Here is a 23,117-nt window from a genome sequence, read left to right on the forward strand (position 1 = left end):
GTGCACGCGTAGCGCCGCGTCGCCCAAGTGGATCCTCGCCGTGATCAGGTAGGTTTCCCTGCATCTTCGCAGTAATGACCCATTGAGGTCTAGACCAATATTAACCCGGGTGTGGTGACGAGGCGAGGGGGTAGTTTCATCCTGCGCCCGGTGCGTCCTGAAAAGAGGGAGTCGCTCATGGTGGAGTCACCCACGCGCGGTCAGCGCGAGCCCAAGTACTGGGCACTCAAGCAGCATCTGCTCGACCTCCTCGAGAGCATGCCGCCCGGTGCGCCCATCCCCACCGAACGCGCCCTCGCGACGGATTTCGGGGTGTCCCGGACCACCGTGCGGCAGGCGCTGGCCGATCTGACCGCGGAAGGCCGCCTGCACCGCGTGCAGGGCAAGGGCACGTTCGCGGCCGAGCCCAAGCTCGCGCAGCGGCTGCAGCTGTCTTCGTACACAGAGGACATGCGGGCTCAGGGCCGGGAACCGTCGTCGAAGCTGCTCGAGATCGAGGAACTGGCGTCCGAACCGGAGATGTCGAAACTGCTCGGCATCCGCAGCGGCGCCAAGATCCTGCGGATGCGGCGGCTGCGCCTTGCCGACGGCGAGCCGATGGCGCTCGAGACCACCCACCTGCCGTTGAGCCGGTTCCGGGGCCTGCGCAAGCACGTCTCGGCGGGCGGCTCGCTCTACGCCGTGCTGCGTGAGCACTTCGGCGTGGAGATGGAGCGGGCGGAGGAGACCATCGAGACCTCGCTCGCCGGGCCGCAGGAGGCGGAGTTGCTCGGAGCCGACGTCGGCATGCCGGTGCTGCTGCTGTCCCGGCATTCGTTCGGTGCCGACGGGAAGCCGGTCGAGTTCGTCCGTTCGATCTACCGGGGCGATCGCTACAAGTTCATAACGACGCTGACCCGGCCATGACCGTCCGCTGGGGGACGGCGCGGGCTCGCGGCGTTCTCGCGACCACGATCCTCGGCTCGGGGATGGCGATGCTCGACGGCTCGATCGTCAACGTCGCGCTGCCCCGGATCGGCAAGGAACTGAACGCCTCGGTCGCCGGCCTCCAGTGGATCCTCGACGGGTACCTGCTCGCGCTCGCCTCGCTCATCCTGATCGCGGGTTCCCTGGGTGACCGCTACGGCCGGCGGCGGACGTTCGTCGTCGGCGTCGTGTGGTTCGGTGCCGCGTCCGTGCTGTGCGGGCTCGCGGTGTCGACGCCGATGCTCGTCGTGACACGGGTGCTGCAGGGGATCGGCGGCGCGCTGCTGACTCCCGGTTCGCTGGCGATCCTGCAGGCGACGTTCGCCCGCGAGGACCGCGGGCGCGCGATCGGGGCCTGGTCGGGGCTCGGCGGGATCGCCGCGGCGGTCGGCCCGCTGGTCGGCGGGCTGCTCGTGCAGGTGTGGTCGTGGCGGCTGGGCTTCCTGATCAACCTGCCGATCGCGGTGGTCTGCGTCTGGCTCGCCGGCAAGTACGTGCCGGAGTCACGCGACGAGACGGTCACCGGCAAGCTCGACGTGCGGGGCTCGGTGCTCGGCGCGCTCGGGCTCGCCGGGGTCACCGCGGCACTGGTCGAGGCGCCCGGGCGCGGGGTGGCCGACCCGTTGGTGCTCGGGGCCGTGGTGGCCGGCATCGGCGGGCTCGCCGTGTTCGTCTGGCTGCAGGTGCGTGAAGCCGCTCCGCTCGTGCCGCCCGCGATGTTCGCCGACCGGACGTTCAGCCTTTCCAACGGGCTGACCTTCGTCGTCTACGCGGCGCTCGGCGGCGTGATGATGCTGCTGGTGCTGCAGTTGCAGGTCTCACTCGGTTACTCGCCGACCGCCGCGGGTATCGCGGGACTGCCCATCACGATCATCATGCTGCTGCTGTCGGGGCGGTCGGGCGCGCTCGCGCAGCGGATCGGACCGCGCACGCAACTGGTCGTGGGGCCGCTCGTGCTGGCGGCCGGCATGCTCCTGCTGATGCGCGTCGCGCCGGGGGCGTCGTATCTCGGTTCGGTGCTGCCCGGCGTCGTGGTCTTCGGGCTGGGGCTGGCCACGATGGTCGCGCCGGTGACGGCGACCGTGCTGGCCGCGGTGCCCGACGAGCACGCCGGGGTGGCGTCGGGGGTCAACAATGCGATCGCCCGCGCGGGAAGCCTGATCGCGATCGCGGTACTGCCCGCGATCGCCGGGCTCGGCGGCGAGTCGTATGCCGATCCGGGCGCGCTCACCGCCGGCTGGCGGATGTCGCTGCTGGTGTGCGCCGGGCTCGCCGTGCTGGGCGGGTTGCTCGCGGTCGGCGTCCGCAACTCCGTGCTGGCGCCCGGACCAGTTGTGCCGCAACAGAAAATGGATCTCGGGAACTGCCTGCACTGCGCGGTGGAAGCGCCGCCGGCGCATCTGCGTGGGTAATCTGTGAAGTCCATAGTGGACGGTTGCCTGCCGTGGCGCTGCTCACGAATCGGCTAACGCTGGGAGCATTCCGGTCGACAAGCACGTTGAGGTAACAGTTTGGGCGACCTTGCGAGCAGATCGGGATCATGACCGGGGAAGAGAAGGAGACCGGGAGAACAGGTCTCAAACCGGCACAAGTGGCCGCTTCGGCACTGGCGGCGATCACCGCCGCGTTCCTGGGCTCGACACTCGGGGTGGCGGGCACGGTGGTGGGCGCCGGTATCGCCAGCATCATCACCACCGTCGGCGGCGAGCTGTATCTGCGCTCACTGCGCCGCACCAGGGAGGCCGCCCGCAAGACGGCCTCGGTCCTGACCGACACCCGCCTGCGGCAGGAGACGCGCTACGTCGAACCGCCGGCGACGCGGCCGGCCAACCCGCTCGTCCAGCGAAGTCCGGGGCCGCCGCAGCAGCGGACACAGCAGCTCAACCTGCCGCCGCAGCTGCAGCCCACCCAGCGTTTTCCGGTAGCCGGCGCCGGGCAGTCCGCCGACGGCGAACGCACGGTGTACATCCCCAAGCCGGTGGAGCCCCGGCCGAAGCCGCCGTGGTGGCGTAACCGGTGGTTCCTCATCGTCACCACCAGCGTCGCCGCGTTCGTCATCGGGATGTTCGCGCTGACCGGGTTCGAGAAACTCACCGGGCACGCGGTCTCGGGCGGTTCGGGTACGACGTTCAGCCAGGTCGTCGGCAGGTCCCCGGCCGGCACCCCGACCACCACACAGGAGACCACGACGGTCACCGAGACACCGTCGTCACAGCCGTCCAACTCGACGGCCCCGTCGACTCAGCAGAGCCAGACTCCGACGTCAACCACGCCGACGCAGCAGGTGGCGCCGCCGAGCAGCGCCTCCCAGACCCCGGCGCAGACGCCAACGGAGAGCGCCAGCCCCACTTCGGCGCCGGGCTAAGGCAGCGCCGCGACGATCCGGCGCGCCGCGGCGGCCGGGTCCTCCGCCTCGGTGATCGCCCGCACGACCACGACGCGCGTCGCGCCTGCCTCGATCACCTCGGGCAGGCGCTCGTGGTCGATCCCGCCGATCACGAACCACGGCCGCTTCGACCCCGCTGTCGCGCGCACCAGTTCGAGCCCCGGGGCCGGGCGGCCGGGTTTGGTCGGCGTCGGCCAGCACGGGCCGGTGCAGAAGTAGTCCACGCCGGGCTCCACCTCCGCGGCCTTGGCCTCTTCGATCGCGTGCGTCGACCGGCCGATGGCGGGTGCGTCGCCGATGATCCGGCGGGCCAGCGGGACCGGCAGGTCGTCCTGCCCCAGGTGCAGCACGTCCGCGTCGACGGCGAGCGCGACGTCGGCGCGGTCGTTCACCGCGAGCAGGGCGCCGTGCCGGGCGCACGCTTCGGCGAGCACCTCGAGCGCGGCCAGTTCCTGCTTGGCCTCCAGCGGAGCGCCGCCGGTCTTGTCGCGAAGCTGGATGATGTCGACGCCGCCGGACAGCGCCGCGTCGGCGAACTCCGCGAGGTCGCCGCGGCTGGCGCGCGCGTCGGTGCACAGGTACAGCCGCGCCGCGTCGAGCCGCTTCCTGATCTCGTCTCCGGTGAGGCCTGGCATGTCTTCACGCTAGCTCACGAGCTAGAGTGGTGATGTCCGCACGGGAGCCCGAGGCACGGGCTGAGAGGGAGCCGTCACCGCTCCGACCGTGGAACCTGATCCGGATCATGCCGGCGCAGGGAGCGTGATTTCTGTGGTCAACCAGCTGGCAGTCGTCGGTGGCGGCGTGATCGGCCTGTCCGTGGCCTGGCGCGCCGCGGCCGCCGGGCATCGCGTGACGGTGCTCGACCCGTCGCCAGGACGAGGGGCTTCGTGGGTGGCAGGCGGCATGCTCGCGCCGATCACCGAAGCCTGGCCGGGCGAGGAAGCCGCGCTGAGCCTGGGCGAGGAGTCGCTGCGGCGCTGGCCGGAGTTCGCGGCCGCGCTGTCCGCCGATGGCGGTGACCCGGGACTGTCCACGGCAGGCACGGTCGTGGTCGCGCTCGACCGCGGTGACGCCGATCAGCTGGGCGTGCTCGCGGAGTACCTCCGGTCGGTCGGCCGCGAGGTCGAGTCCGTCGCCGGCCGCCGGCTGCGGTCGCTCGAACCGGGGGTCAACGGGGTTCGCGCCCTGCTGGTGCCGGGTGACCTTGCCGTCGACAACCGCAGGCTGCTGCGGTCACTGCACGCCGCGGCGATCCGGCACGGCGTGAAGTTCGTCGACGACGACGCGATCGACGTCGGTCCGGGCCGCGTCCGGACGGTTTCGGGCGAGCTGAACTGCGACGCCGTGGTGATCGCTGCCGGTGCCCGCAGCGGGCGGCTGCATCAGGCGCTGGCGGTGCGACCGCTCAAGGGCGAGATCCTGCGGCTGCGCGCCCGGCGGACGAGCCTGCCACCGCCGTCGCGCACGGTCCGCGCCGTGGTCGAGGGGCGCCCGGTTTACCTGGTGCCGCGCGCCGGCGGAGAGCTGGTGCTCGGGGCGACGCAGTACGAGGCCGGGTTCGACGAGACGGTGGGTGCGCGGGGCGTGCGTGAGCTGCTCGAAGGCGCGGCACGGCTCTTCCCGAGCATCGACGAGTACGAACTCGTCGAGACCGCGGCGGGCTTCCGCGCGGCGAGCGTGGACGCGCTGCCGTTCATCGGTGAGCTCGACGAGGGCGTGTACGCGGCGACCGGGCATCATCGCAACGGTCTGCTGATGGCCCCCGTGACCGCGGACGCGATCGTCGCGTGGCTCGACGGCGAAGCCCCGCCTGAGCAGGTCGTGGCGGCGGATCCACACCGGCTGGGAGGGAAGTGATGGAAGTACAGGTCAACGGCGAGTGGCGGGCGTTCCCGGCGGAGACGACCGTCACCGGGGTACTCAGGGCGCTGGGCACGGCGCCGAAGGGGGTCGCCGTGGCGTTGGACGGAGTGGTCGTCCGGCGGGGCGACTGGGACAGTGCGATCGTGCCGGCCGGTGCGCGGCTGGAGATCCTGACGGCGGTACAAGGTGGGTGAGCGCATGCTGGACGGCGACACGCTGGCGATCGGGGAGCACAAGCTGGGGTCCCGGCTGATCATCGGCACCGGCGGCGCGGCGAACCTCGCGGTGCTGGAGCGGGCGCTGGTCGCCTCCGGGACCGAGCTGACCACGGTCGCGATGCGGCGCGCGGACGCCGACGGCGGGTCCGGGGTGCTCGAACTCGTGCGGCGGCTGGGCATCCGCCTGCTGCCGAACACCGCGGGCTGCCGGAGCGCGGCGGAGGCGGTGTTGACCGCGCAGCTCGCGCGGGAGGCCCTCGAGACGGATTTGATCAAGCTCGAGGTGCACGCCGACGACAGGACGCTGCTGCCCGATCCCGTTGAAACCCTCGACGCCGCGGAGCAGTTGGCGGCCGACGGGTTCACGGTGTTCGCGTACACCAATGACGACCCGGTGCTCGCGCTGCGCCTGGAGGAAGCGGGCTGCGCGGCGGTGATGCCGCTCGGCGCGCCCATCGGCACCGGGCTCGGGATCCGCAACCCGCACAACATCGAGCTCATCGTGTCCCGGGCGGGGGTGCCGATCGTGCTCGACGCCGGTATCGGGACGGCGTCGGACGCGGCGCTGGCGATGGAGCTGGGTTGCGACGCGGTCCTGCTGTCCACCGCGGTGACCAGGGCGCAGGACCCGGAGCGGATGGCGCACGCGATGCGCTCGGCGGTGCTCGCCGGGCGGCTGGCCCGGGGCGCCGGGCGGATCCCGCAGCGCTTCTGGGCACAGGCGTCGTCTCCGGCCAGGTAAGGGCGAAACGTCCGGATTCGGATGTTGACCGCACTCCGGCACCCGGACCACGTATGGTTGTCGGCACCCTTTGATGGACCGGGGGGCAGGCGAACAGAAGGAGCCCGAGGTGGACACGTCGACGACCGAGGATGTCGCCGGGCGCTTGTTCCTGGCGGTCGGCAGGCTGTCCCGATCGCTGCGGCAGACCGGGTCGCCCGGCCCTGGCCACGGTTCGATCTCCGCGCTGGCGACGCTCGTCGTGTCCGGCTCGATGCGGCTGGGTGACCTGGCGGCGAAGGAAGGCGTGGCGGCGGCGACCATGTCGCGGATCGTGGCCGGCCTGGTGGACGCGGGGTACGCCCGCCGCGAGCCCGACCCGATCGACAGGCGGGCGTGGCTGGCCACCGCGACGGAGGAGGGCGAGCGCATGATGTCCGGCCTCCGGTCGACCCGGGTGCACGAGTTGAACAAGCGCATCGACCGGCTGTCGCCGGAACTGCAGGAGGATCTGGCGAGGGGCCTGGTGGCGCTGGAAGCCCTCCTGTCGGACGACGACTAGGAGTCGCGTTGTTCCGGCGCCAGCCGCCAGAACGCCGAAACGGGGCCGACCTTCGCGCCCATCGGATACGCGTTCGCGACCGCGTTGCTGACGAACCACTTCCCGAACTTCGCCGCGTCCTGCACCGTCATCCCGCGCGCCAGACCGGCGGTGAGCGCCGAGGCCATCGAGTCGCCCGCGCCGTGCGTGTGCGGGGTCGCGATGCGCGGGCCCGGTAGGTCCAGGAAGGACTCGCCGTCGTAGAGGACGTCCACACATTCCGGGTCCTGCGTCAGGTGTCCGCTTTTGACCAGGACGTACCGCGGCCCCAGCGCGTGCAGGGCCATCGCCGCCTCATGCATCTCCGCGTGGTCCGTCACGGTCAGGCCGGTCAGTAGCCGCACCTCGTCGAGGTTCGGGGTGAGCACGGTCGCCCGTGGGAGCAGCAGGTCCCGCAGCGCCGACAAGCCGTCCTCGTCGAACAGCGCGTGGCCGTGCATCGACGCCGCGACCGGGTCGACGACGAACGGAACGGCGTGGTCCCGGCCGATGCCCGCCCGGTCGCACGCGTCGGCGACGGCTTTGATGATCTCCGCCGAGGCGAGCATGCCCGTCTTGGCCGCGCTCACGCCCATGTCCGCGGCCACCGCTTCGATCTGCCCGGCGACGATCTGCGGCGGGACGTCCGACCGGTCGTGCACGCCGAGCGTGTTCTGCACGGTCACCGCCGTCACCGCGACGAGACCGTGCACCCCGCAGGTCAGGAAGGTCCGCAGATCAGCCTGCAGTCCCGCCGCCCCGCCGGAATCGGAACCCGCGATCGTCAGTGCACTAGGAACCATGCCCTCTAGTGTCGCAGCCGCCAGAACGGCGACACCGGGCCGACACCGGCACCGAGTTCGTAGGCGTCCAGCACCGACCGCTCGATGAACCGCTTGCCCTCGGCGACCGCGTCGGGCACGCCGAGGTCCTGCGCCAGGGACGCCGTGATCGCCGAGGCGAGCGTGTCACCGCCGCCGTGGGTGTTCTTCGTCTGGTACCGCGGGCCGCTCAACTCGATGTACTGGAAACCGTCCGACAGCAGGTCCACGCATTCCGGGTCGGTCTCCAGATGCCCGCCCTTGACCAGCACGTACTGCGGCCCGAACGCCAGCAGGGCGTCCGCCGCGCGGCGCTGACTTTCCCGGTCGGTCACCTCGACGCCGGTCAGCAGCCGCACCTCGTCGAGGTTCGGCGTGACGAGCGTGGCCCGGGGGAACAGTTCCGTGCGGATCGCCTCCAGGGCCTCCTCGCGCAGCAGCGGATCCCCGGTCATCGAAGCGGCGACCGGATCCACCACGAACGGCGTGCCGGCCGACCGTCCGATGCGGACCTCGTCGAGCGTCTTGGCGACCGCCTCGATGATCTCCGCGGTGGCCAGCATCCCGGTCTTGGCCGCGTCCACGCCCATATCGTCGGCGACCGCCCTGATCTGCGCGGTCACCACGTCCGCCGGGATCTCGGTGAACCCTTGCACGCCAAGGGAGTTCTGCACGGTGACCGCGGTGATCGCCGTCATCCCGTGCACGCCGCAGGCGAAGAACGTCCGCAGATCGGCCTGGATGCCCGCACCACCGCCGGAATCGGATCCGGCGATGGTGAGGGCGGTCCGCGGCGTGCCGGACATCAATCCACGACCGGCAGGTAGACCTGGTTGCCGTGCTCGCCGAACTCCTCGGACTTCTCCCGCATCCCGGCCTCGATCGCGTCCACAGTGGACAGCCCGTGCTCCTCGGCGTACTTGCGGACGTCCTGGGTGATGCGCATCGAGCAGAACTTCGGCCCGCACATCGAGCAGAAGTGCGCTGTCTTGGCCGGTTCGGCCGGCAGGGTCTGGTCGTGGAACGAGCGCGCGGTGTCCGGGTCGAGCGCCAGGTTGAACTGGTCGTTCCAGCGGAACTCGAAGCGGGCCTTGGACAGCTCGTCGTCCCACTCCTGCGCGTACTTGTGCCCCTTGGCGAGATCGGCGCTGTGCGCGGCGATCTTGTAGGTGATCACGCCGGTCTTCACGTCGTCCCGGTTCGGCAGGCCGAGGTGCTCCTTCGGGGTGACGTAGCACAGCATCGCGGTGCCGTACCAGCCGATCTGCGCCGCGCCGATGGCCGAGGTGATGTGGTCGTAGGCCGGTGCGATGTCCGTCGCGAGCGGACCGAGGGTGTAGAACGGAGCCTCGCCACAGAGCCGTTCCTCGAGCTCCACGTTCTCCTTGATCTTGTGCATCGGCACGTGGCCGGGGCCCTCGATCATGACCTGCACGTCGTGTTCGCGCGCGATGTGCGTCAGTTCGCCGAGGGTCTCCAGTTCGGCGAACTGCGCGCGGTCGTTCGCGTCGGCGATCGAACCGGGACGCAGGCCGTCACCGAGCGAGAACGTGACGTCGTAGGAGCGGAGGATCTCGCAGAGCTCCTCGAAATGCGTGTACAGGAAGGATTCCCGGTGATGCGCGAGGCACCAGGCGGCCATGATCGAACCGCCGCGCGAGACGATGCCGGTGACGCGGTTCGCGGTGAGCGGCACGTACCGCAGCAGCACGCCGGCGTGCACGGTCATGTAGTCCACGCCCTGCTCGCACTGCTCGATCACCGTGTCGCGGTAGCTCTCCCAGGAGAGCTTTTCCGGTTCCCCGCCGACCTTCTCCAGCGCCTGGTAGATCGGCACGGTGCCGACCGGGACCGGCGAGTTGCGCAGGATCCATTCCCGCGTCTCGTGAATGCGCTTTCCGGTGGACAGGTCCATGATCGTGTCGGCGCCCCAGCGGGTGGCCCACACCATCTTGTCGACCTCTTCCTCGACCGAGGACCAGACGGCCGAGTTGCCCATGTTCGCGTTGACCTTCACCAGGAAGTTCTTCCCGATGATCATGGGTTCGCTCTCGGGATGCCTGCGGTTGACCGGGATGATCGCCCGGCCGAGCGCGACCTCGTCACGGACGAACTCGGGGCTGACCCGCTCGCGCGCCGCGACGAACTCCATCTCGCGCGTGATCACCCCGGCCTTGGCCCAGCCGAGCTGCGTGTTGTGCTCCCGCGACCAGCCGCTGCGGAGCGGCTGGAGTCCACTGTGGACGTCGATCTTGACGTCCGGATCCGTGTACGGGCCCGACGTGTCGTAGACGTCGAAGTGATCACCGTTGGAGAGGTCGATCCGCCTGGCGGGCACGCGCAGGCCCGATTCGCCCGCGTGATAGACCTTCCGTGATCCGGTGATCGGCCCGGTGGTGACACTGACGGCAGTGTTGTTCTCCAGGGTCGTCAAAGCAGAGTCACTCCCTACGCCGGCATTACCCGGTCAGGTTCGGCGGTCGGCGGCACCGGGTCCGAACGGACACCAGCCACCCTCTCAGCCCGCCAAGGCGCGAGCTCCCGCGAATTTTTGTTGTGCTTTCGACCTTGCCACGCGGGGGCGGCGAGGACAAGTGCGGAACCCGCACCTGATCAGAGCACCGTCAGCCGGTCAGTTCCGTCGGCGCCGCGACGACGTCCACCATCGCGCCGTTGCGCAGCACCGTGATCGGCAGGCGGGTGCCGATGACCTCGCCGAACAGCTGGCGCTGGATGTCCTGCGCGTCCGACACCCGCGCGCGCCCGACGGTCAGCACCAGGTCCCCCGCGTGCAGACCCGCCCGCGCGGCCGGGCCGCCCGGGACCACCTCCACCACGCGCAGGCCCGCACGCTGGCCCGTGTGCTCGGCGACCTCGTCCGGCAGCGGCGCCGGGACACCGACCACGCCGAGGTACGCGCGCCGCACCTTGCCCTCGACCAGCAGGGTGTCGACGATCCGGCGCGTCGTGCCGTTGATCGGCACCGCCATGCCGAGCCCGATACCCGCGACAGCCGTGTTCACGCCGACCACGCGGCCGCTCGAGTCCGCGAGCGCGCCACCGGAGTTGCCGGGGTTCAGCGCCGCGTCGGTCTGGATCACGTTCTCGATCACACGCCCGGCCCTGGCCGTGCGGACCGGCAGGGACCGGCCGAGCGCGCTGACCACCCCGGCCGTCACCGATCCGGCGAGCCCGAGCGGGCTGCCGACCGCGACCACCAGTTGCCCGACGACGAGCTTGTCCGCGTCGCCCAGCGTCGCCGGCGGCGGCGCGTCACCGACCCGGACCACCGCGAGGTCGGACAGCGCGTCCGCGCCCACCACCGTGAAGTCCGCTTCCGTGCCGTCGGAGAAGGTCGCCACCCCGCGCCGGTCCCGCCCGACGACGTGCGCATTGGTGATCAGGTAGCCGTCGCCGCTGAAGACGACGCCGGAACCACCGCCGCGTGCCAGCCGCAGGCTCGCCACATGCGGCGTCACCTCCGCCGCGACCGTGCTGACCGTTCGCGAATAGGCGTCGAGGAAGTCGGAGTCATCCACCGAGACCACCACCCCGAATTACACCATTACCCCCACCCGCCGGCCCGACCACCACCCCTGGTGGAAGCCGCTTCGCGGCTGCTGGTTGTCACCAGTGTGCGCCCGAAGTGTCCGGCCGTGCGTCCCTTTCACCAGGAGCGAAATCAGGATGAGGCCGGGCGTTCGCCCAGATACCACCCGCTGAGCGCGATCCCGGCCCCGAGCGGGAACATCGCCTGTCCGCGACGGGGTGGCCGCGAGTGGCTCGTCAGCCGGCCTGCTCCTTCGGCGGCAGCCAGGACAGGCCCGGCTCGCCCCACTTGTTGCGCTTGAGCATCCGCTTGGCCTCCCTGGCGTGCCGCCCGATCAGCCGGTCCAGGTAGAGATAGCCGTCGAGGTGGTCGGTCTCGTGCTGGAGGCAGCGGGCGAAGTAGCCGGTGCCCTCCACCTCGAGCGGGCTGCCGTCGGCGTCGAACCCGGTGACCTTCGCCCACGCGGCCCGGCCGGTCGGGTACGACTCGCCGGGGACGGAGAGGCAGCCTTCCCAGTCGTCGTCCGGGTCCGGCATCGTCTCCGGGATCGCCGACGTCTCGAGCTTCGGGTTCACCACGGCACCCTTGTGCCGGACGCCTTCGTCGTCGGGGCAGTCGTAGACGAACAGCCGCAGGCCGAGCCCGATCTGGTTGGCGGCGAGGCCCACCCCCTCGGCGGCGTACATGGTCTCGAACATGTCGTCGACGAGCGTGCGCAGTTCTTCGTCGAACTTCTCGACCTCCCGCGTCGGGTTGTGCAACACGGGATCGCCGGCGATGCGGATGGGGTGAATCGTCACAATCGGCGATCGTACCTACTGGCGGACCGTGACGCGCCGGGCCGTGATCCCGCACCTGATACCCCTGGCCATGGTTGAATGGCGCCGCGGAATGACAACCGTGTTCTTCGGTGAGTTGAGGAGTTAGATGGACGCCGCGGAGTCGATGGCCGGCGGGCGGCCGTCCCCGCCCGAGGCGGCTGCCGGCCTGTCCGAGCGCGAGGTCGCGATCCTGGCTTTCGAGCGCCAGTGGTGGCGCCACGCCGGGGCCAAGGAAGAAGCCATCCGCAAGCAGTTCAACCTCTCGCCGACGCGGTACTACCAGCTGCTCAACCGGCTGCTCGAGAAGCCCGAGGCGGTGGCGGCCGACCCGATGCTGGTGAAGCGGCTGCGGAAGCTGCGCACCACGCGAGCGCGCAACCGCGTCGCCCGGCGGCTGGGGATCGAGGGACGATGAACTTCTTCCAGGGCCTGTCCCGGCCGATGCGCCTGGCCGGGGTCGTGCTGCTCGTGATCGCCGCCGGCGCCGCGATCGTCGGCATCGTGACGGCCGTGTCCGGTGGCGGCCCCAGCAACACCGCCCAGCCGTCGAGTTCCGCCGCACCGCCGCCGTCCGGTCCGGGTGGGAGCGCGGCGCCGCCGACGGCGTCGTCCGCCGCGCCTCCGACGACGACCACGGCCGGTCCGCCGCCCGCCACGAGCCAGCCCGCGTCGCCGCCGGGCGCTTCGGCGACGCAGCCGGCGCCGCCGAACGGTGGTGTGCCCGTCGGCCAGGCCGAGGCCAAGTGGGTGCCGGTGCGCGTGTACAACAACAGCACCATCAAGGGGCTCGCCGCGCGCGCCGCCGACGACCTGCGCGCCGGCGGCTGGAACGTCGCCGAGGTGTCGAACTATCCGTACGGGATCATCCCGACGACCACCGCGTACTACACCCCGGGCACGGACGAGGAAACCGCGGCGAGGGCGATCGCGGCCGCGTACAACATGCAGGCCGCGCCCCGATTCGAGGGCATCCAGAACGCCAGCCCCGGCGTGATCGTCATCGTCACGAACGACTACCAGGGGCTGCACGCCAAGGGCTCGTAGCGCACGCGAAGGTAGATCTCGGGGTTATTGGCGGTGGGCGGCGTAGGCGGCGAGCGAGGCCAGCTGGACCGGGTCCAGCGAGGGGCGGACGACCGAGCGCGCGGTGCTCAGGTGCGCGGCCGTCACCTCGCTCGCGTCCAGGGACTCGCGCATCGCGGTCAGCGCCGCCTCGCGGATCAGGGCCGCGCAGTCCGCCGCCGAGTAGCCCTCCAGCGCGGCCGCGATCCCGGTCAGGTCCACATCGGACGCCAAGGGCGTGTTCTTGGCCGTGGCGCGCAGGATTTCGGCGCGGGCTTCCGCGTCCGGCGGCGGGACGTAGACGAGCCGCTCCAGCCTCCCCGGCCGCAGCAGCGCCGGATCGACCAGGTCCGGCCGGTTCGTCGCGCCGAGCACGACCACGTCGCGTACCGGTTCGATCCCGTCGAGTTCGGTGAGCAGCGCCGCCACCACCCGGTCGGCCACACCGGAATCGCTGGACTGCCCGCGCCTTGGGGCGAGCGCGTCGATCTCGTCCAGGAACACCAGTGACGGGGCGGCTTCCGCGGCGCGGCGGAACAGTTCGCGGACGGCGCGTTCGGACTCGCCGACCCACTTGTCCAGCAGTTCCGCGCCCTTGACCGCGAACACGCTCAGCGCGCCGGTGCCGGCCAGCGCGCGCACCAGGAACGTCTTGCCCCCGCCGGGCGGCCCGTAGAGCAGCACCCCGCGCGGCGGCGCGACACCGAGGCGGGCGAAGGAATCCGGGTAGCGCAACGGCCACAGCACGGCCTCGGTGAGCGACTGCTTCACCTCGGTCATGTCGCCGACGTCGTCCAGCGTGATCCCGCCGGTGGCCAGGGTGTCCGAAGCGGACATCGAGATCGGCCGGACGGTCGCGAGCGCGGCCAGCAGGTCCTGCTGGGAGATCCGAGGTTCCTCGGCGTCGCGCTGGCGGAGCGCGGCACGCAGGGCGGCGTCCCGGCGCAACGCGATGAGATCGGCGGCCACGAAACCCGGTGCCTTCTCCGCCAGCTCGCCACAGTCCACACCGGACTCGACGGGTGCGTCGCGGAGCAGGATCCGCAGCAGCTCCGTGCGGATCTTCCCGTCCGGCAAGGGGATCGACAGTTCGCGGTCGAGCAGGTCGGGCCCGCGCAGCCGTGAGTCGCAGGCCTCGGGATGGGCCGTCGTCACGATCAGCGCGAACCCCGGCTTGCCGAGCGCCGTGCGCAACTCGTCGAGCACGATCGTCGCGAGCGGGGGCTGGTTGGCCGCGGGCAGCAGTGCGTCGATGTCGGTCACCAGCAACACGGTCGGCTCGCCGGTGCTCGCCTGTGCGATCGCCTCCCGCAACGCGGCCGCGGCCGAATTCGGCTCCAGGACGGCGATATTGGGCGCGGCGAGGCTCAGCACCCGGACCTTCTCGGCCGCGGCGACCGAGCGGACGAACGTCGACTTGCCAACGCCTTCGGGGCCGGACAGCAGCACTCCGAGCCGCGCCGTCGTGCCGAGGCGGGCCAGCAGTTCGGGGCGGCGGAACGCGAGGTCGAACCATTCGGCGAGGGTCCGCGCCTGCGCCTGCGCGCCCACCAGGTCGGTCACCGGTACCGCTTCCCCGTCCTCTTCGAACACCGGCTGCGGCGCGGGCGCCGGTGCCGAAACCGCCGCCGGCGCCGGCGCCGGTGAGGCGGTGGCCGCGCCGTTGCGCCAGCTCACCACCGTCGACTGGCCGACGGCGACCGCTCCGGCCGGTTCGGTCGCCGTGACCGTCAGCAGTTCCGAGGTCCAGGTGGCGCCGATCGCGCGGGACAGCTGACCGCGGACCGACGCGACATCCGCGCCGGGCGCCGGCGCGAGGTCCTGTGGCAGCAGCGATACCGCGTCGCCGACCGTGATGACTTTGCCGATCAACGCGAGCCGCAGCGTATGCGGCGAAACCGAGCCGCTCGCGAGCCTGGATCCGGCGACGGTGACCGACCGCGCGGCCGACACCGCCGCGGGGGCGAGCACGACCTCTGCGCCTTCGGCGACCCCGAGATTGGACATCGTCACGTCGTCCGCGAGCACCGTCCCCGGCGGGTTGCCCGGCTCGGCGGGTGCGGCGAGCGCCGCGCTGCGGCGGGCGCCGGTCAGGTGGACCGCGTCCCAGGCACGCAGCCCCAGCGCGTCGAGTACCTCGGGGTGCAGCCGCACGACGCCACGGCGGGTGTCCAGCGCGGAGGGCGTGTGGCGCAGAGTCAGCGTGATCTGAGGCGAACTCACGGCTTCACCTTACGTTCTACTGGGCGACGAGCTCGGGGTCGATCGCGGCAGCGTCCTACCGGTCCCCTCGCTGGCGCAGGCCCATCCGCCGCCAGCTACGGCGACGGTTGCGCTGCTCGCCGTCCGGCGGGAAGGTGCGGACCCGCACGACATGCCCGGGGCCCGTGCGCGGCAACCGGACCGCGAGCCGCCCGGCGCCCGCGAGCTTCGGGGTCCGCAGCCGCAGCCTTCGCGTGCTGCGCCGGATCGCCCGCCGCTCCCGCAGCGGTACGCCCCACGCCTCCGGGTGATTGGCCAGCCAGCGGTAGCGGCGGATCGAGTAAGGAATGTGCAGGAGGTACAGCAGCAACGCCGCGACCAGCGCGAGCAGCGGGTACTGGATGATCGCCGCGGCCAGCAGGCCGACCCCGACCAGCAGCGGCGCGGCCGCCTTCGCGGGGGCCTTGACGGTCTTGAGCGACAGCGTCGGGATCCGGCTGATCAGCAGCAGCGCGATGCCGACGGTCCACAGCCAGACCACCGGCTCGGCCGACCACCAGCCCGTGCCGTACTGGAGGGACAGGACGACCGGCATCAGGACCAGCAGACCGCCGGCCGGTGCCGGTACGCCGACGAAGAACTCGTTGGCGTACGGCGGTTTCTCTACGTCGAGCAGCGTGTTGAAGCGAGCGAGCCGCAATACGATGCAGACCGCGAAAACCAGCGACGTGACCCAGCCGATGCGCTGGGCGTCGGTATGCCAGATATAGAGGACGAGCGCGGGCGCGACACCGAAGGAGATCGCGTCGGACAGCGAGTCCAGTTCGGCGCCCATCTTCGACGTGGCGTCGAGCAGGCGCGCGATCCGGCCGTCGAGGCTGTCGAGTACCGCGGCCACCCCGATCGCGCCGATGGCGAGCACATAGTCGTGAGTCAGCGCGAACTGCACGGCCGACAGCCCGGCGCACAGCGCGAGCACCGTGATCGCGTTCGGCAGCAGCCGGACGCTCGGGGTCACCACCCGGACCATGCCCTAGTCCTTCCCCTGCGGGAGCTCGGCGAGCGGGGTTTCGCCGCCGATCGTGCGCTGGCCCTTGCCGACCAGGATCCGGCTGCCCGGGGGCAGGTAGTGGTCGACACGCGAGCCGAAGCGGATCAGCCCGTAGGTCTGACCGGCCGAGATCTTGTCGCCTTCGGCCGTTTCGCACAAGATGCGGCGCGCGATGAGTCCCGCGATCTGGACGATCACCAGCTCGTGGCCGTCCACCGTGCGCAGCAGCACGGAGTTGCGCTCGTTGTCGTCGCTGGCCTTGTCGAGGTCGGCGGAGAGGAACTTGCCCGGCCGGTACGCAATGCGTTCCACGATCCCGGTCGCGGGTGCACGCTGCACGTGCACGTCGAAGAGGGACAGGAAGACGCTCACCCGCTGGCGCGGCTCGGCAGGCAGGCCCAGCTCGGGCGGCGGGGTGGCCTGCTCGATCAGCGACACGAGACCGTCCGCCGCGGCCAGCACGAGGCCGTCGCGCTCCGGCGGCACGCGGCGCGGCTCGCGGAAGAATGCGGCGGTGCCCAGCGTGGCCAGCCCGACGATCGTGCCGAGCGGTTTGGACAGGCGGCGCAGCAGCAGTGTCGCGGCGAGGCCGCCGGCGACGAACGGCCGGCCGGCCGGGTGCATCGGAGGAAGGGTTTCACGAGCCAGTTGCAGGGCGTGGGCAACGGCGTTGCCCGCCTGCTCCGGCGGTTTGGGGCTCATCACGTTCCCGTGGGTTCGGCAAAGGTAACCGGTTGGTCTCAACCGGGCCTCGACCGGCGTGGCGGTTCGCCGATCTGGGTAACCACGCTACCGCCCGGTGGAGCGTCGGTGCGGTCTGAGGGTGCACCCATCCGGGGCCATCGCTGTTACCAATCCGACCGAAACAGTAACGCAAAGTCGCACCGGCCGATGCAGAACGTAGTAACAGCAGAGAGGATCCCGTCATGACAGCGCCCGAACTCGCACCCGACGGGTGGTTGGGGGAGCTGTTCGATCAGTGGCGGCGGGACATCTGCAGCGTGCCGTTCCCCTGCCTGGTCGATCTGGCGACGGCCGTCGCGATCGTGAGCGCCGCGCGTGAGGGCGCCACGCCGGCGGGCCGCGGCGAGTGACCCGCTTCCCTCAGAACAGCAATACGTCGACTTCGGCGCCCTGCGCTGCCTCCGTGACGTCCTCCGGCAGCACGATCAGGCAGTTGGCCTGCGTGAACGCGGCGAGCAGGTGCGAACCGGGGCCGCCGCGCGGGCCGACTTCACCGGTCACCTGGCCGTCGCGCTGCGAGTAGTAGCCCCGGCGGAACTGCCGCCGCCCCGCCGGCGAGCGCAGCCGTTCGGTCAGGGTGGCTCGCACGCGATGCCTGTCGACGGTGCCGTGGCCGAGCGCGGTCAGGATCGCCGGGCGCAGGAACGCCTCGAACGACACCAGCACGCTCACCGGATTGCCTGGCAGCGTCACCACCGGGATGCCGTTCCACCGGCCGTTGCCCTGCGGGCCGCCCGGCTGCATCGCGACCTTCTGGAACTTCACGCCCAGCCCGGTCAGCGCGTCCTTGACCACCTCGTACGCGCCGGCGCTCACCCCGCCGGAGGTGACCACGAGATCGAACTCGCCCAGCCGGGGTTCGACGCTCCACCGGAACATGCCCACGTCGTCGATGCTCATCGCGACCTCGGCCTCGCACCCGAGCGCGCGGATCGCGGAGGCGAGCGTGATGCTGTTGGACTCGTAGATCTGCCCGTGCTTGAGCTCGCGAGGCGGCACCACCAGTTCCGAACCGGTGGACACGACGAGCACCCGCAACGGCCTCCGCACGGTCAGCTTGTCCAGCCCGACCGCGGCCGCCAGGCCCAGCTGAGCCGGGCCGAGCACGGTGCCCTTCGTCAGCGCGACCGAGCCCTTCGTGACGTCCTCGCCGACGTGCCGGATATGGGCGCCCGGTACCGCGGCCTCGTGGATGCGCACCCGCTCCGTCCCGCCGTCGGTGCGCTCGACCATGACGACGCTGTCGGCGCCCGGCGGCATGGGCGCGCCGGTCATGATCCGGTGCGTGGTGCCCGGGGGCAGTTCGGGCACGTCCACGCGGCCGGCCGGGATGTCCTCACCGACCGGCAGTTCCACCGGGCTGTCCTGGCTCGCCCCGGCGACGTCGGCCGCGCGCACGGCGTAGCCGTCCATCGCGGAGTTGTCGAACGGCGGCAGCGAGACGCCCGCGAGCACGTCCTCGGCGAGCACGAGGCCGGCGCAGTCGGCCAGCGGCAGGCTCACCGCGGGCGCGGTGCCCAGGAGGGAAACGATTTCGGCACGGTACTCGTCAACGGAAACCACGGTGACCATCCTGCCTCGTCCGCGCCGCGTGCGACACTCACCCCGTTTCGATCGACCTTCCGGGGGGAGAACGTTGCAGGTCCACACGCGGCACACGCCGGCGTTCGGAGTGGCGCGGATCAGTCTCGCGCCCGGTGAGGCGGTACAGGCCGTGCCCGGCACGCTGATCGCGAACAGCTTCGGCGTCACCGAGGTGCAGCAGGCGCGCGGGGGTCTGCGCGCGCACGGCAAGGGCTCGCCGTCGGTGTTCACCGCGCCGAAGGAAGGCGGCTGGGTGGATCTCGCGCCCGAGGGCCCCGGTGACGTCTACCCGCTCGAGTTCGACGGCCGCACCGGCTGGAACGTCGCGAAGCAGGCCTTCCTCGCGCGGCCGTCCACCGTCCGCGTCGATGCGGGCTGGCAGGCGCTGCAGGCGCTCTTCGGCAGCGACGGCGGCTTTCTCGAGCACTACAGCGGAACCGGACCGCTCGTGCTCGCCTGCGCCGGCCCGGTCGACGCGCTGACGATCGAGGCAGGTGAGCTGATCACGGTGCGCCCGCAGTACCTGCTGGCCTATCCGGACAGTGTCCAATGCCGCCTGCGCGCGCTCGATCCCGCCGGCCCGCAGTCGATCAGGACGGGCGACGGGCTGGCACTCGACTTCGCCGGGCCGGGCACCGTACTGGTTCAGGCTCGAAAATCTCGGTGAATTAGCCATTGCCCGCCGCCATTAATCCGGTAGCGTGATCGCATCTCGGGACACCGGTTCGGCACGGTCTCCCAGTGTTCTTTGGTGGCAAGGAGGACGCCGTGGCAGTCGGCACGGTCAAATGGTTCAATTCCGAGAAGGGCTACGGGTTCATCGCCTCGCCCGACGGCCCGGACGTATTCGTCCACTACTCGGCGATTCAGTCCGACGGATTCCGCACCCTCGACGAGGGGGACAAGGTGGAGTTCGAGATCCAGGCCGGCCGCGACGGTCGCAGCCAGGCAGCGGACGTCCGAAAACTCTCATAGCTCTCGGGCGGCTACGCTTCGCTACGTGACAGGCGAAGTGTCGGGGGACCTCACCGGTCGCCGGTTGGGCAATTACCGCATCGACGGTGTGCTCGGCAAGGGCGGCATGAGCGTCATGTACAGGGCCACCGACGTCCGGCTCGGGCGCAAGGTGGCCTTGAAGGTGATCGGTGAGCACCTCGGTGCGGACGCCGAGTTCCGCGAGCGTTTCGTCGACGAGGCCCGCAACACCTCGGCCATCGATCATGCCAATGTCGTTCCGCTGTACGACTTCGGCGAGATCGACGGCATGCACTACATCGCGATGCGCCTGGTGGACGGGGCGGATCTGGCGAGCCTGATTTCGGCGGGCCCGATCCCGCCCGACCGCACGCTGCGACTGCTGGACCAGGTCGCCGACGCGCTGGACAGCCTGCACAACCGGGGCTTGGTGCATCTCGACGTCAAACCGGCCAACGTGCTGGTCACGAGCCGGGAGTCGGCGCGCGAGCACGTCTACGTCGCGGATTTCGGGCTGACCCGCCGCGGCACGACGGGGCACCGCACCCGTGGCGGTGACTTTCTCGGCTCGCCCACCTACGCCGCGCCCGAGCATCTGCGGGGTGAACCGCTCGACGGCCGGACGGACCAGTACGCGCTCGCCTGTGTGCTCTACGCCTGCCTCACCGGCGGGCCGCCGTTCTCCGGCGACGTGCCGGCCGTCATCAAGGGACACCTGGCCGCGGAACCGCCGCCGGTGTCCCGGGTGGTGTCACTGCCCCCGGCGATCGATGATGTCGTGCGCAAGGGGATGGCGAAGAACCCGGCCGACCGTTACGACGACTGCGTCGAGCTGATCGCCAGCGCGCGCAAGGCCCTCGGCCCGGCCGCGACGGACCAGAGCCCGGAGGTGGTGCGCGTGCAGCCAGGACAGCAGGGCGATCCGGCGGGGTACGGGCAGCAGCCCGGCCGCCCGTGGACGCCGGAATCCCAGCCGTACCCCCAGCAGCCCGCCCCCCAGCAACCCGGGTGGGGGCAGCAGCCGGGCTGGGGGCAGCAATACCCGCCGCAGCAGCAGTACGGCCCGCCGCAGGGCTACCACCAGTCCGGCTACCACAGCCCGCCGTTCGGCGCGCCCCAGCCGGGGTACGGCTACGGCCCGCCGCAGGGGTACCCGCCGCAACAGGCACTGAAGAAGCGCCGGCTGCTGTGGTTGTGGCTGCTGCTCGGGGCCCTCGTCGTGGCTGGTGCGGTGGTGGCCGTCGTCCTTTTGACGAGGGGCGGTTCGCCGTCCGCGCCCGAGATCCCCGTCGGCCCGAGCGGCGGCGCGAGCACCGCGCCGTCCTCGAACAATCCGCCGCCCGCCACCATCTCCATCAAGCCGTCTGCCTGAGTGTGCTTCTTGCACTCTGGAGTCGAGAGTGCTAAACACGAGGTTGGCACTCGGCACCGTCGAGTGCTAGACGGGCGGTCGCCGACCGCTCGCCTGAAAGGTCGGGACGGTGAGGCCGGAACCGGGGTGTAACCGGGGAAAGTCGTCCGTCGCGGGCACCGAGCCTGGCCGAAGGACGTGTCCTGCTGCTGGCACCCGAACCAGGAATGGCCACGCAGCGCCCAATACCGGAGGACAACACCGCAATGGCCAAACTGATCGCGTTCGACGAGGACGCCCGCCGTGGTCTCGAGCGCGGCCTCAACACCCTCGCCGAAGCCGTCAAGGTGACGCTCGGCCCCCGGGGCCGGAACGTCGTGCTCGAAAAGAAGTGGGGCGCGCCGACCATCACCAACGACGGTGTCTCCATCGCCAAGGAGATCGAGCTCGAGGACCCGTGGGAGAAGATCGGGGCCGAGCTCGTCAAGGAAGTCGCCAAGAAGACCGACGACGTCGCCGGTGACGGCACCACCACCGCCACCGTGCTCGCCCAGGCGCTCGTGCGCGAGGGTCTGCGCAACGTCGCCGCCGGTGCCGACCCGATCGCCCTCAAGCGTGGCATCGAGACGGCCGTCGAGGCTGTCGTCGAGCAGCTGCACAAGGCCGCGAAGGAGGTCGAGACCAAGGAGCAGATCGCTGCCACCGCCTCGATCTCGGCCGCGGACCGCACCATCGGCGAGCTGATCGCCGAGGCGCTCGACAAGGTCGGCAAGGAAGGCGTCGTCACCGTCGAGGAGTCGAACACCTTCGGCCTCGAGCTCGAGCTCACCGAGGGTATGCGCTTCGACAAGGGCTACATCTCGGGCTACTTCGTCACCGACGCGGAGCGTCAGGAAGCCGAGCTGGAGGACCCGTACATCCTCCTGTTCGGCTCGAAGATCGCCAACGTCAAGGACATGCTCCCGGTCCTGGAGAAGGTCATGCAGTCGGGCAAGCCGCTGCTGATCATCGCCGAGGACGTCGAGGGCGAGGCCCTGGCCACGCTGGTCGTCAACAAGATCCGCGGCACCTTCAAGTCCGTCGCCGTCAAGGCGCCCGGCTTCGGTGACCGCCGCAAGGCCATCCTGCAGGACATCGCGATCCTGACCGGTGGCCAGGTGATCAGCGAGGACGTGGGCCTCAAGCTGGAGAACGCCGACCTGAACCTGCTGGGCCGCGCCCGCAAGGCCGTCATCACCAAGGACGAGACGACCATCGTCGAGGGTGCCGGCGACGCGGACCAGATCCAGGGCCGGGTCAACCAGATCCGCGCGGAGATCGAGAACTCCGACTCGGACTACGACCGTGAGAAGCTGCAGGAGCGGCTCGCGAAGCTGGCCGGCGGCGTGGCCGTCATCAAGGCCGGTGCCGCGACGGAGGTCGAGCTCAAGGAGCGCAAGCACCGCATCGAGGACGCGGTGCGCAACGCGAAGGCCGCCGTCGAGGAGGGCATCGTCGCCGGTGGTGGCGTCGCCCTGCTGCAGGCTGCCGAGATCGCCTTCGAGGGTCTCAAGCTGACCGGCGACGAGGCCACCGGTGCCAACATCGTCAAGGTCGCGGTCGAGGCTCCGCTCAAGCAGATCGCGGTGAACTCCGGCCTCGAGGGCGGCGTCGTCGTGGAGAAGGTGCGGAACCTGCCCGCGGGTCACGGCCTCAACGCCGCGACCGGCGTGTACGAGGACCTGCTCGCGGCCGGTGTGCCCGACCCGACGAAGGTCACCCGCTCCGCGCTGCAGAACGCCGCTTCGATCGCGGCGCTCTTCCTCACCACCGAGGCGGTCGTCGCCGACAAGCCGGAGAAGACTCCGGCCATGCCGGCCGGTGACCCGTCCGGTGGCATGGGCGGCATGGACTTCTGAGGTCGTCCATTAGTGCCCGGAAGGGGCTTCGGCGTTTCGGCGCCGGAGCCCCTTCCGCTTATTCGGCGGTGTCTTCGGGCGTGATGAACCAGCAGGCGCCGTAGACGAGCGCGGCCGCGCCGCCGCTGAAGACGGTGAGCGCGACCATCGCGATCCGCAGGATCGACGCGTCCACGCCGAGGTACTCGGCCCAGCCGCCACAGACTCCGGCGATCATGCGGTCGCTCGTGCTGCGGCGGAGCTTTTTGATGGTGTTCACGTTGTTTGTCATGACTCCATGGTCGGCCGGGCAGACCCCGTGGACATCAGGGAACGGCCCTGAAC

The 23,117-nt window shown here is 70.9% G+C and carries 25 protein-coding genes and 1 riboswitch; of the genes, 14 read left to right on the plus strand and 11 right to left on the minus strand.

Annotated features, from left to right (window positions below):
• Positions 1-177: 177 nt before the first annotated feature.
• The 3 genes from FG385_RS06545 to FG385_RS06555 all read left to right on the plus strand — a co-directional run bounded on the left by FG385_RS06545 (position 178) and on the right by FG385_RS06555 (position 3,331).
• Positions 178-906 (plus strand): GntR family transcriptional regulator, encoded by a 729-nt coding sequence (locus FG385_RS06545; RefSeq protein WP_139095701.1) that lies wholly within the window; start codon positions 178-180, stop codon positions 904-906.
• The gene (locus FG385_RS06550; protein WP_139095702.1) at positions 903-2,378 is read left to right on the plus strand and encodes an MFS transporter; all 1,476 of its coding nucleotides are present in this window, start codon (positions 903-905) and stop codon (positions 2,376-2,378) included. Before FG385_RS06545 ends, FG385_RS06550 begins: the two co-directional genes overlap by 4 nt.
• 128 nt (positions 2,379-2,506) lie before the next feature.
• Positions 2,507-3,331 (plus strand): hypothetical protein, encoded by an 825-nt coding sequence (locus FG385_RS06555; RefSeq protein ID WP_139095703.1) that lies wholly within the window; start codon positions 2,507-2,509, stop codon positions 3,329-3,331.
• Here FG385_RS06555 and thiE read toward each other — a convergent pair.
• Positions 3,328-3,987: a thiamine phosphate synthase gene (gene thiE / locus FG385_RS06560; protein ID WP_139095704.1), complete on the minus strand. Its 660-nt coding sequence runs from the start codon at positions 3,985-3,987 to the stop codon at positions 3,328-3,330. The two genes, FG385_RS06555 and thiE, sit on opposite strands and share 4 nt — an antisense overlap.
• A 30-nt stretch (positions 3,988-4,017) precedes the next feature.
• Positions 4,018-4,126: riboswitch (TPP riboswitch) on the plus strand.
• Between thiE and thiO the strand changes: the two genes are divergently transcribed.
• The 4 genes from thiO to FG385_RS06580 all read left to right on the plus strand — a co-directional run bounded on the left by thiO (position 4,121) and on the right by FG385_RS06580 (position 6,716).
• Positions 4,121-5,209 carry a glycine oxidase ThiO gene (thiO, locus tag FG385_RS06565; RefSeq protein ID WP_139095890.1) on the plus strand — a complete coding sequence of 363 codons (1,089 nt, stop codon included), beginning with the start codon at positions 4,121-4,123 and terminating at the stop codon, positions 5,207-5,209. (Overlaps the previous riboswitch by 6 nt.)
• Positions 5,209-5,409: a sulfur carrier protein ThiS gene (thiS, locus tag FG385_RS06570; protein WP_139095705.1), complete on the plus strand. Its 201-nt coding sequence runs from the start codon at positions 5,209-5,211 to the stop codon at positions 5,407-5,409. The genes thiO and thiS overlap by 1 nt, the downstream gene beginning before the upstream one ends.
• Positions 5,410-5,413: 4 nt before the next feature.
• Positions 5,414-6,175, plus strand: coding sequence for a thiazole synthase (thiG, locus tag FG385_RS06575; RefSeq protein ID WP_200834329.1), 762 nt, complete (start codon positions 5,414-5,416; stop codon positions 6,173-6,175).
• A 73-nt stretch (positions 6,176-6,248) separates the two neighbouring features.
• Positions 6,249-6,716, plus strand: coding sequence for a MarR family winged helix-turn-helix transcriptional regulator (locus FG385_RS06580; protein ID WP_139095706.1), 468 nt, complete (start codon positions 6,249-6,251; stop codon positions 6,714-6,716).
• Here the strand turns inward: FG385_RS06580 and thiD (FG385_RS06585) are convergent.
• The 5 genes from thiD (FG385_RS06585) to FG385_RS06605 all read right to left on the minus strand — a co-directional run bounded on the left by thiD (FG385_RS06585) (position 6,713) and on the right by FG385_RS06605 (position 11,905).
• Positions 6,713-7,537 (minus strand): bifunctional hydroxymethylpyrimidine kinase/phosphomethylpyrimidine kinase, encoded by an 825-nt coding sequence (gene thiD, locus FG385_RS06585; protein ID WP_139095707.1) that lies wholly within the window; start codon positions 7,535-7,537, stop codon positions 6,713-6,715. The two genes, FG385_RS06580 and thiD (FG385_RS06585), sit on opposite strands and share 4 nt — an antisense overlap.
• Before the next feature lie 5 nt (positions 7,538-7,542).
• Positions 7,543-8,361 (minus strand): bifunctional hydroxymethylpyrimidine kinase/phosphomethylpyrimidine kinase, encoded by an 819-nt coding sequence (thiD, locus tag FG385_RS06590; RefSeq protein WP_139095708.1) that lies wholly within the window; start codon positions 8,359-8,361, stop codon positions 7,543-7,545.
• On the minus strand, positions 8,361-9,989 hold the full coding sequence (thiC, locus tag FG385_RS06595; RefSeq protein ID WP_327436817.1) for a phosphomethylpyrimidine synthase ThiC: 1,629 nt from the start codon (positions 9,987-9,989) through the stop codon (positions 8,361-8,363). Before thiC ends, thiD (FG385_RS06590) begins: the two co-directional genes overlap by 1 nt.
• Positions 9,990-10,179: 190 nt before the next feature.
• Positions 10,180-11,094 carry a S1C family serine protease gene (locus FG385_RS06600; RefSeq protein WP_139095709.1) on the minus strand — a complete coding sequence of 305 codons (915 nt, stop codon included), beginning with the start codon at positions 11,092-11,094 and terminating at the stop codon, positions 10,180-10,182.
• A gap of 247 nt (positions 11,095-11,341) precedes the next feature.
• Positions 11,342-11,905 (minus strand): peptide deformylase, encoded by a 564-nt coding sequence (locus FG385_RS06605; protein WP_139095710.1) that lies wholly within the window; start codon positions 11,903-11,905, stop codon positions 11,342-11,344.
• A gap of 127 nt (positions 11,906-12,032) precedes the next feature.
• On the opposite strand from FG385_RS06605, the gene FG385_RS06610 reads away from it, so the two are divergent.
• Together FG385_RS06610 and FG385_RS06615 are read left to right on the plus strand one after the other, a co-directional pair.
• Positions 12,033-12,341 (plus strand): DUF3263 domain-containing protein, encoded by a 309-nt coding sequence (locus tag FG385_RS06610; RefSeq protein ID WP_139095711.1) that lies wholly within the window; start codon positions 12,033-12,035, stop codon positions 12,339-12,341.
• Positions 12,338-12,970, plus strand: coding sequence for a LytR C-terminal domain-containing protein (locus FG385_RS06615; RefSeq protein WP_139095712.1), 633 nt, complete (start codon positions 12,338-12,340; stop codon positions 12,968-12,970). The genes FG385_RS06610 and FG385_RS06615 overlap by 4 nt, the downstream gene beginning before the upstream one ends.
• A gap of 24 nt (positions 12,971-12,994) precedes the next feature.
• Here the strand turns inward: FG385_RS06615 and FG385_RS06620 are convergent, their stop codons facing one another.
• Genes FG385_RS06620 through FG385_RS06630 form a run of 3 tightly spaced genes read right to left on the minus strand, consistent with a single transcriptional unit; the run spans position 12,995 to position 16,943 of the window.
• A complete protein-coding gene (locus FG385_RS06620) occupies positions 12,995-15,211 on the minus strand; it encodes an AAA family ATPase (RefSeq protein WP_139095713.1) in 2,217 nt (738 codons plus the stop codon).
• 55 nt (positions 15,212-15,266) lie between these two features.
• The gene (pssA, locus tag FG385_RS06625; RefSeq protein ID WP_139095714.1) at positions 15,267-16,220 is read right to left on the minus strand and encodes a CDP-diacylglycerol--serine O-phosphatidyltransferase; all 954 of its coding nucleotides are present in this window, start codon (positions 16,218-16,220) and stop codon (positions 15,267-15,269) included.
• Positions 16,221-16,223: 3 nt separating this feature from the next.
• Positions 16,224-16,943: a phosphatidylserine decarboxylase gene (locus FG385_RS06630; protein ID WP_139095715.1), complete on the minus strand. Its 720-nt coding sequence runs from the start codon at positions 16,941-16,943 to the stop codon at positions 16,224-16,226.
• A 224-nt stretch (positions 16,944-17,167) separates the two neighbouring features.
• On the opposite strand from FG385_RS06630, the gene FG385_RS34310 reads away from it, so the two are divergent.
• Positions 17,168-17,335 (plus strand): hypothetical protein, encoded by a 168-nt coding sequence (locus FG385_RS34310; RefSeq protein WP_200834330.1) that lies wholly within the window; start codon positions 17,168-17,170, stop codon positions 17,333-17,335.
• Between the two features lie 10 nt (positions 17,336-17,345).
• Here FG385_RS34310 and moeA read toward each other — a convergent pair whose 3' ends face one another.
• Positions 17,346-18,548, minus strand: a complete 1,203-nt coding sequence (gene moeA, locus FG385_RS06635; protein ID WP_200834346.1) for a molybdopterin molybdotransferase MoeA — start codon at positions 18,546-18,548, stop codon at positions 17,346-17,348.
• Between the two features lie 73 nt (positions 18,549-18,621).
• On the opposite strand from moeA, the gene FG385_RS06640 reads away from it, so the two are divergent.
• The 4 genes from FG385_RS06640 (at position 18,622) to groL (ending at position 22,793) form a co-directional block, all read left to right on the plus strand.
• The gene (locus tag FG385_RS06640; RefSeq protein ID WP_139095717.1) at positions 18,622-19,236 is read left to right on the plus strand and encodes an AIM24 family protein; all 615 of its coding nucleotides are present in this window, start codon (positions 18,622-18,624) and stop codon (positions 19,234-19,236) included.
• Positions 19,237-19,337: 101 nt separating this feature from the next.
• Entirely contained in the window at positions 19,338-19,544 is a 207-nt protein-coding gene (locus FG385_RS06645) for a cold-shock protein (protein WP_139095718.1), read from the plus strand.
• A 25-nt stretch (positions 19,545-19,569) separates the two neighbouring features.
• The gene (locus FG385_RS06650) at positions 19,570-20,916 is read left to right on the plus strand and encodes a serine/threonine-protein kinase (RefSeq protein ID WP_139095719.1); all 1,347 of its coding nucleotides are present in this window, start codon (positions 19,570-19,572) and stop codon (positions 20,914-20,916) included.
• 245 nt (positions 20,917-21,161) lie between these two features.
• On the plus strand, positions 21,162-22,793 hold the full coding sequence (gene groL, locus FG385_RS06655; RefSeq protein ID WP_139095720.1) for a chaperonin GroEL: 1,632 nt from the start codon (positions 21,162-21,164) through the stop codon (positions 22,791-22,793).
• Between the two features lie 58 nt (positions 22,794-22,851).
• Here groL and FG385_RS06660 read toward each other — a convergent pair whose 3' ends face one another.
• Positions 22,852-23,064 (minus strand): PspC domain-containing protein, encoded by a 213-nt coding sequence (locus FG385_RS06660; protein ID WP_139095721.1) that lies wholly within the window; start codon positions 23,062-23,064, stop codon positions 22,852-22,854.
• Positions 23,065-23,117 lie beyond the last annotated feature (53 nt).

This window comes from Amycolatopsis alkalitolerans (genome assembly GCF_006152065.1).
Classification (GTDB): domain Bacteria; phylum Actinomycetota; class Actinomycetes; order Mycobacteriales; family Pseudonocardiaceae; genus Amycolatopsis_E; species Amycolatopsis_E alkalitolerans.

Bases quoted from the DNA above. Each gene is read 5' to 3' on its own strand.
- FG385_RS06545 (WP_139095701.1), top strand. From the start codon at position 178: ATGGTGGAGTCACCCACGCGCGGTCAGCGCGAGCCCAAGTACTGGGCA.
- FG385_RS06550 (WP_139095702.1), top strand. From the start codon at position 903: ATGACCGTCCGCTGGGGGACGGCGCGGGCTCGCGGCGTTCTCGCGACC.
- FG385_RS06555 (WP_139095703.1), top strand. From the start codon at position 2,507: ATGACCGGGGAAGAGAAGGAGACCGGGAGAACAGGTCTCAAACCGGCA.
- thiE (WP_139095704.1), bottom strand. From the start codon at position 3,987: ATGCCAGGCCTCACCGGAGACGAGATCAGGAAGCGGCTCGACGCGGCG.
- thiS (WP_139095705.1), top strand. From the start codon at position 5,209: ATGGAAGTACAGGTCAACGGCGAGTGGCGGGCGTTCCCGGCGGAGACG.
- thiG (WP_200834329.1), top strand. From the start codon at position 5,414: ATGCTGGACGGCGACACGCTGGCGATCGGGGAGCACAAGCTGGGGTCC.
- FG385_RS06580 (WP_139095706.1), top strand. From the start codon at position 6,249: ATGGACCGGGGGGCAGGCGAACAGAAGGAGCCCGAGGTGGACACGTCG.
- thiD (WP_139095707.1), bottom strand. From the start codon at position 7,537: ATGGTTCCTAGTGCACTGACGATCGCGGGTTCCGATTCCGGCGGGGCG.
- thiD (WP_139095708.1), bottom strand. From the start codon at position 8,361: ATGTCCGGCACGCCGCGGACCGCCCTCACCATCGCCGGATCCGATTCC.
- FG385_RS06610 (WP_139095711.1), top strand. From the start codon at position 12,033: ATGGACGCCGCGGAGTCGATGGCCGGCGGGCGGCCGTCCCCGCCCGAG.
- FG385_RS06615 (WP_139095712.1), top strand. From the start codon at position 12,338: ATGAACTTCTTCCAGGGCCTGTCCCGGCCGATGCGCCTGGCCGGGGTC.
- pssA (WP_139095714.1), bottom strand. From the start codon at position 16,220: ATGGTCCGGGTGGTGACCCCGAGCGTCCGGCTGCTGCCGAACGCGATC.
- FG385_RS06630 (WP_139095715.1), bottom strand. From the start codon at position 16,943: ATGAGCCCCAAACCGCCGGAGCAGGCGGGCAACGCCGTTGCCCACGCC.
- FG385_RS34310 (WP_200834330.1), top strand. From the start codon at position 17,168: ATGACAGCGCCCGAACTCGCACCCGACGGGTGGTTGGGGGAGCTGTTC.
- groL (WP_139095720.1), top strand. From the start codon at position 21,162: ATGGCCAAACTGATCGCGTTCGACGAGGACGCCCGCCGTGGTCTCGAG.
- FG385_RS06660 (WP_139095721.1), bottom strand. From the start codon at position 23,064: ATGACAAACAACGTGAACACCATCAAAAAGCTCCGCCGCAGCACGAGC.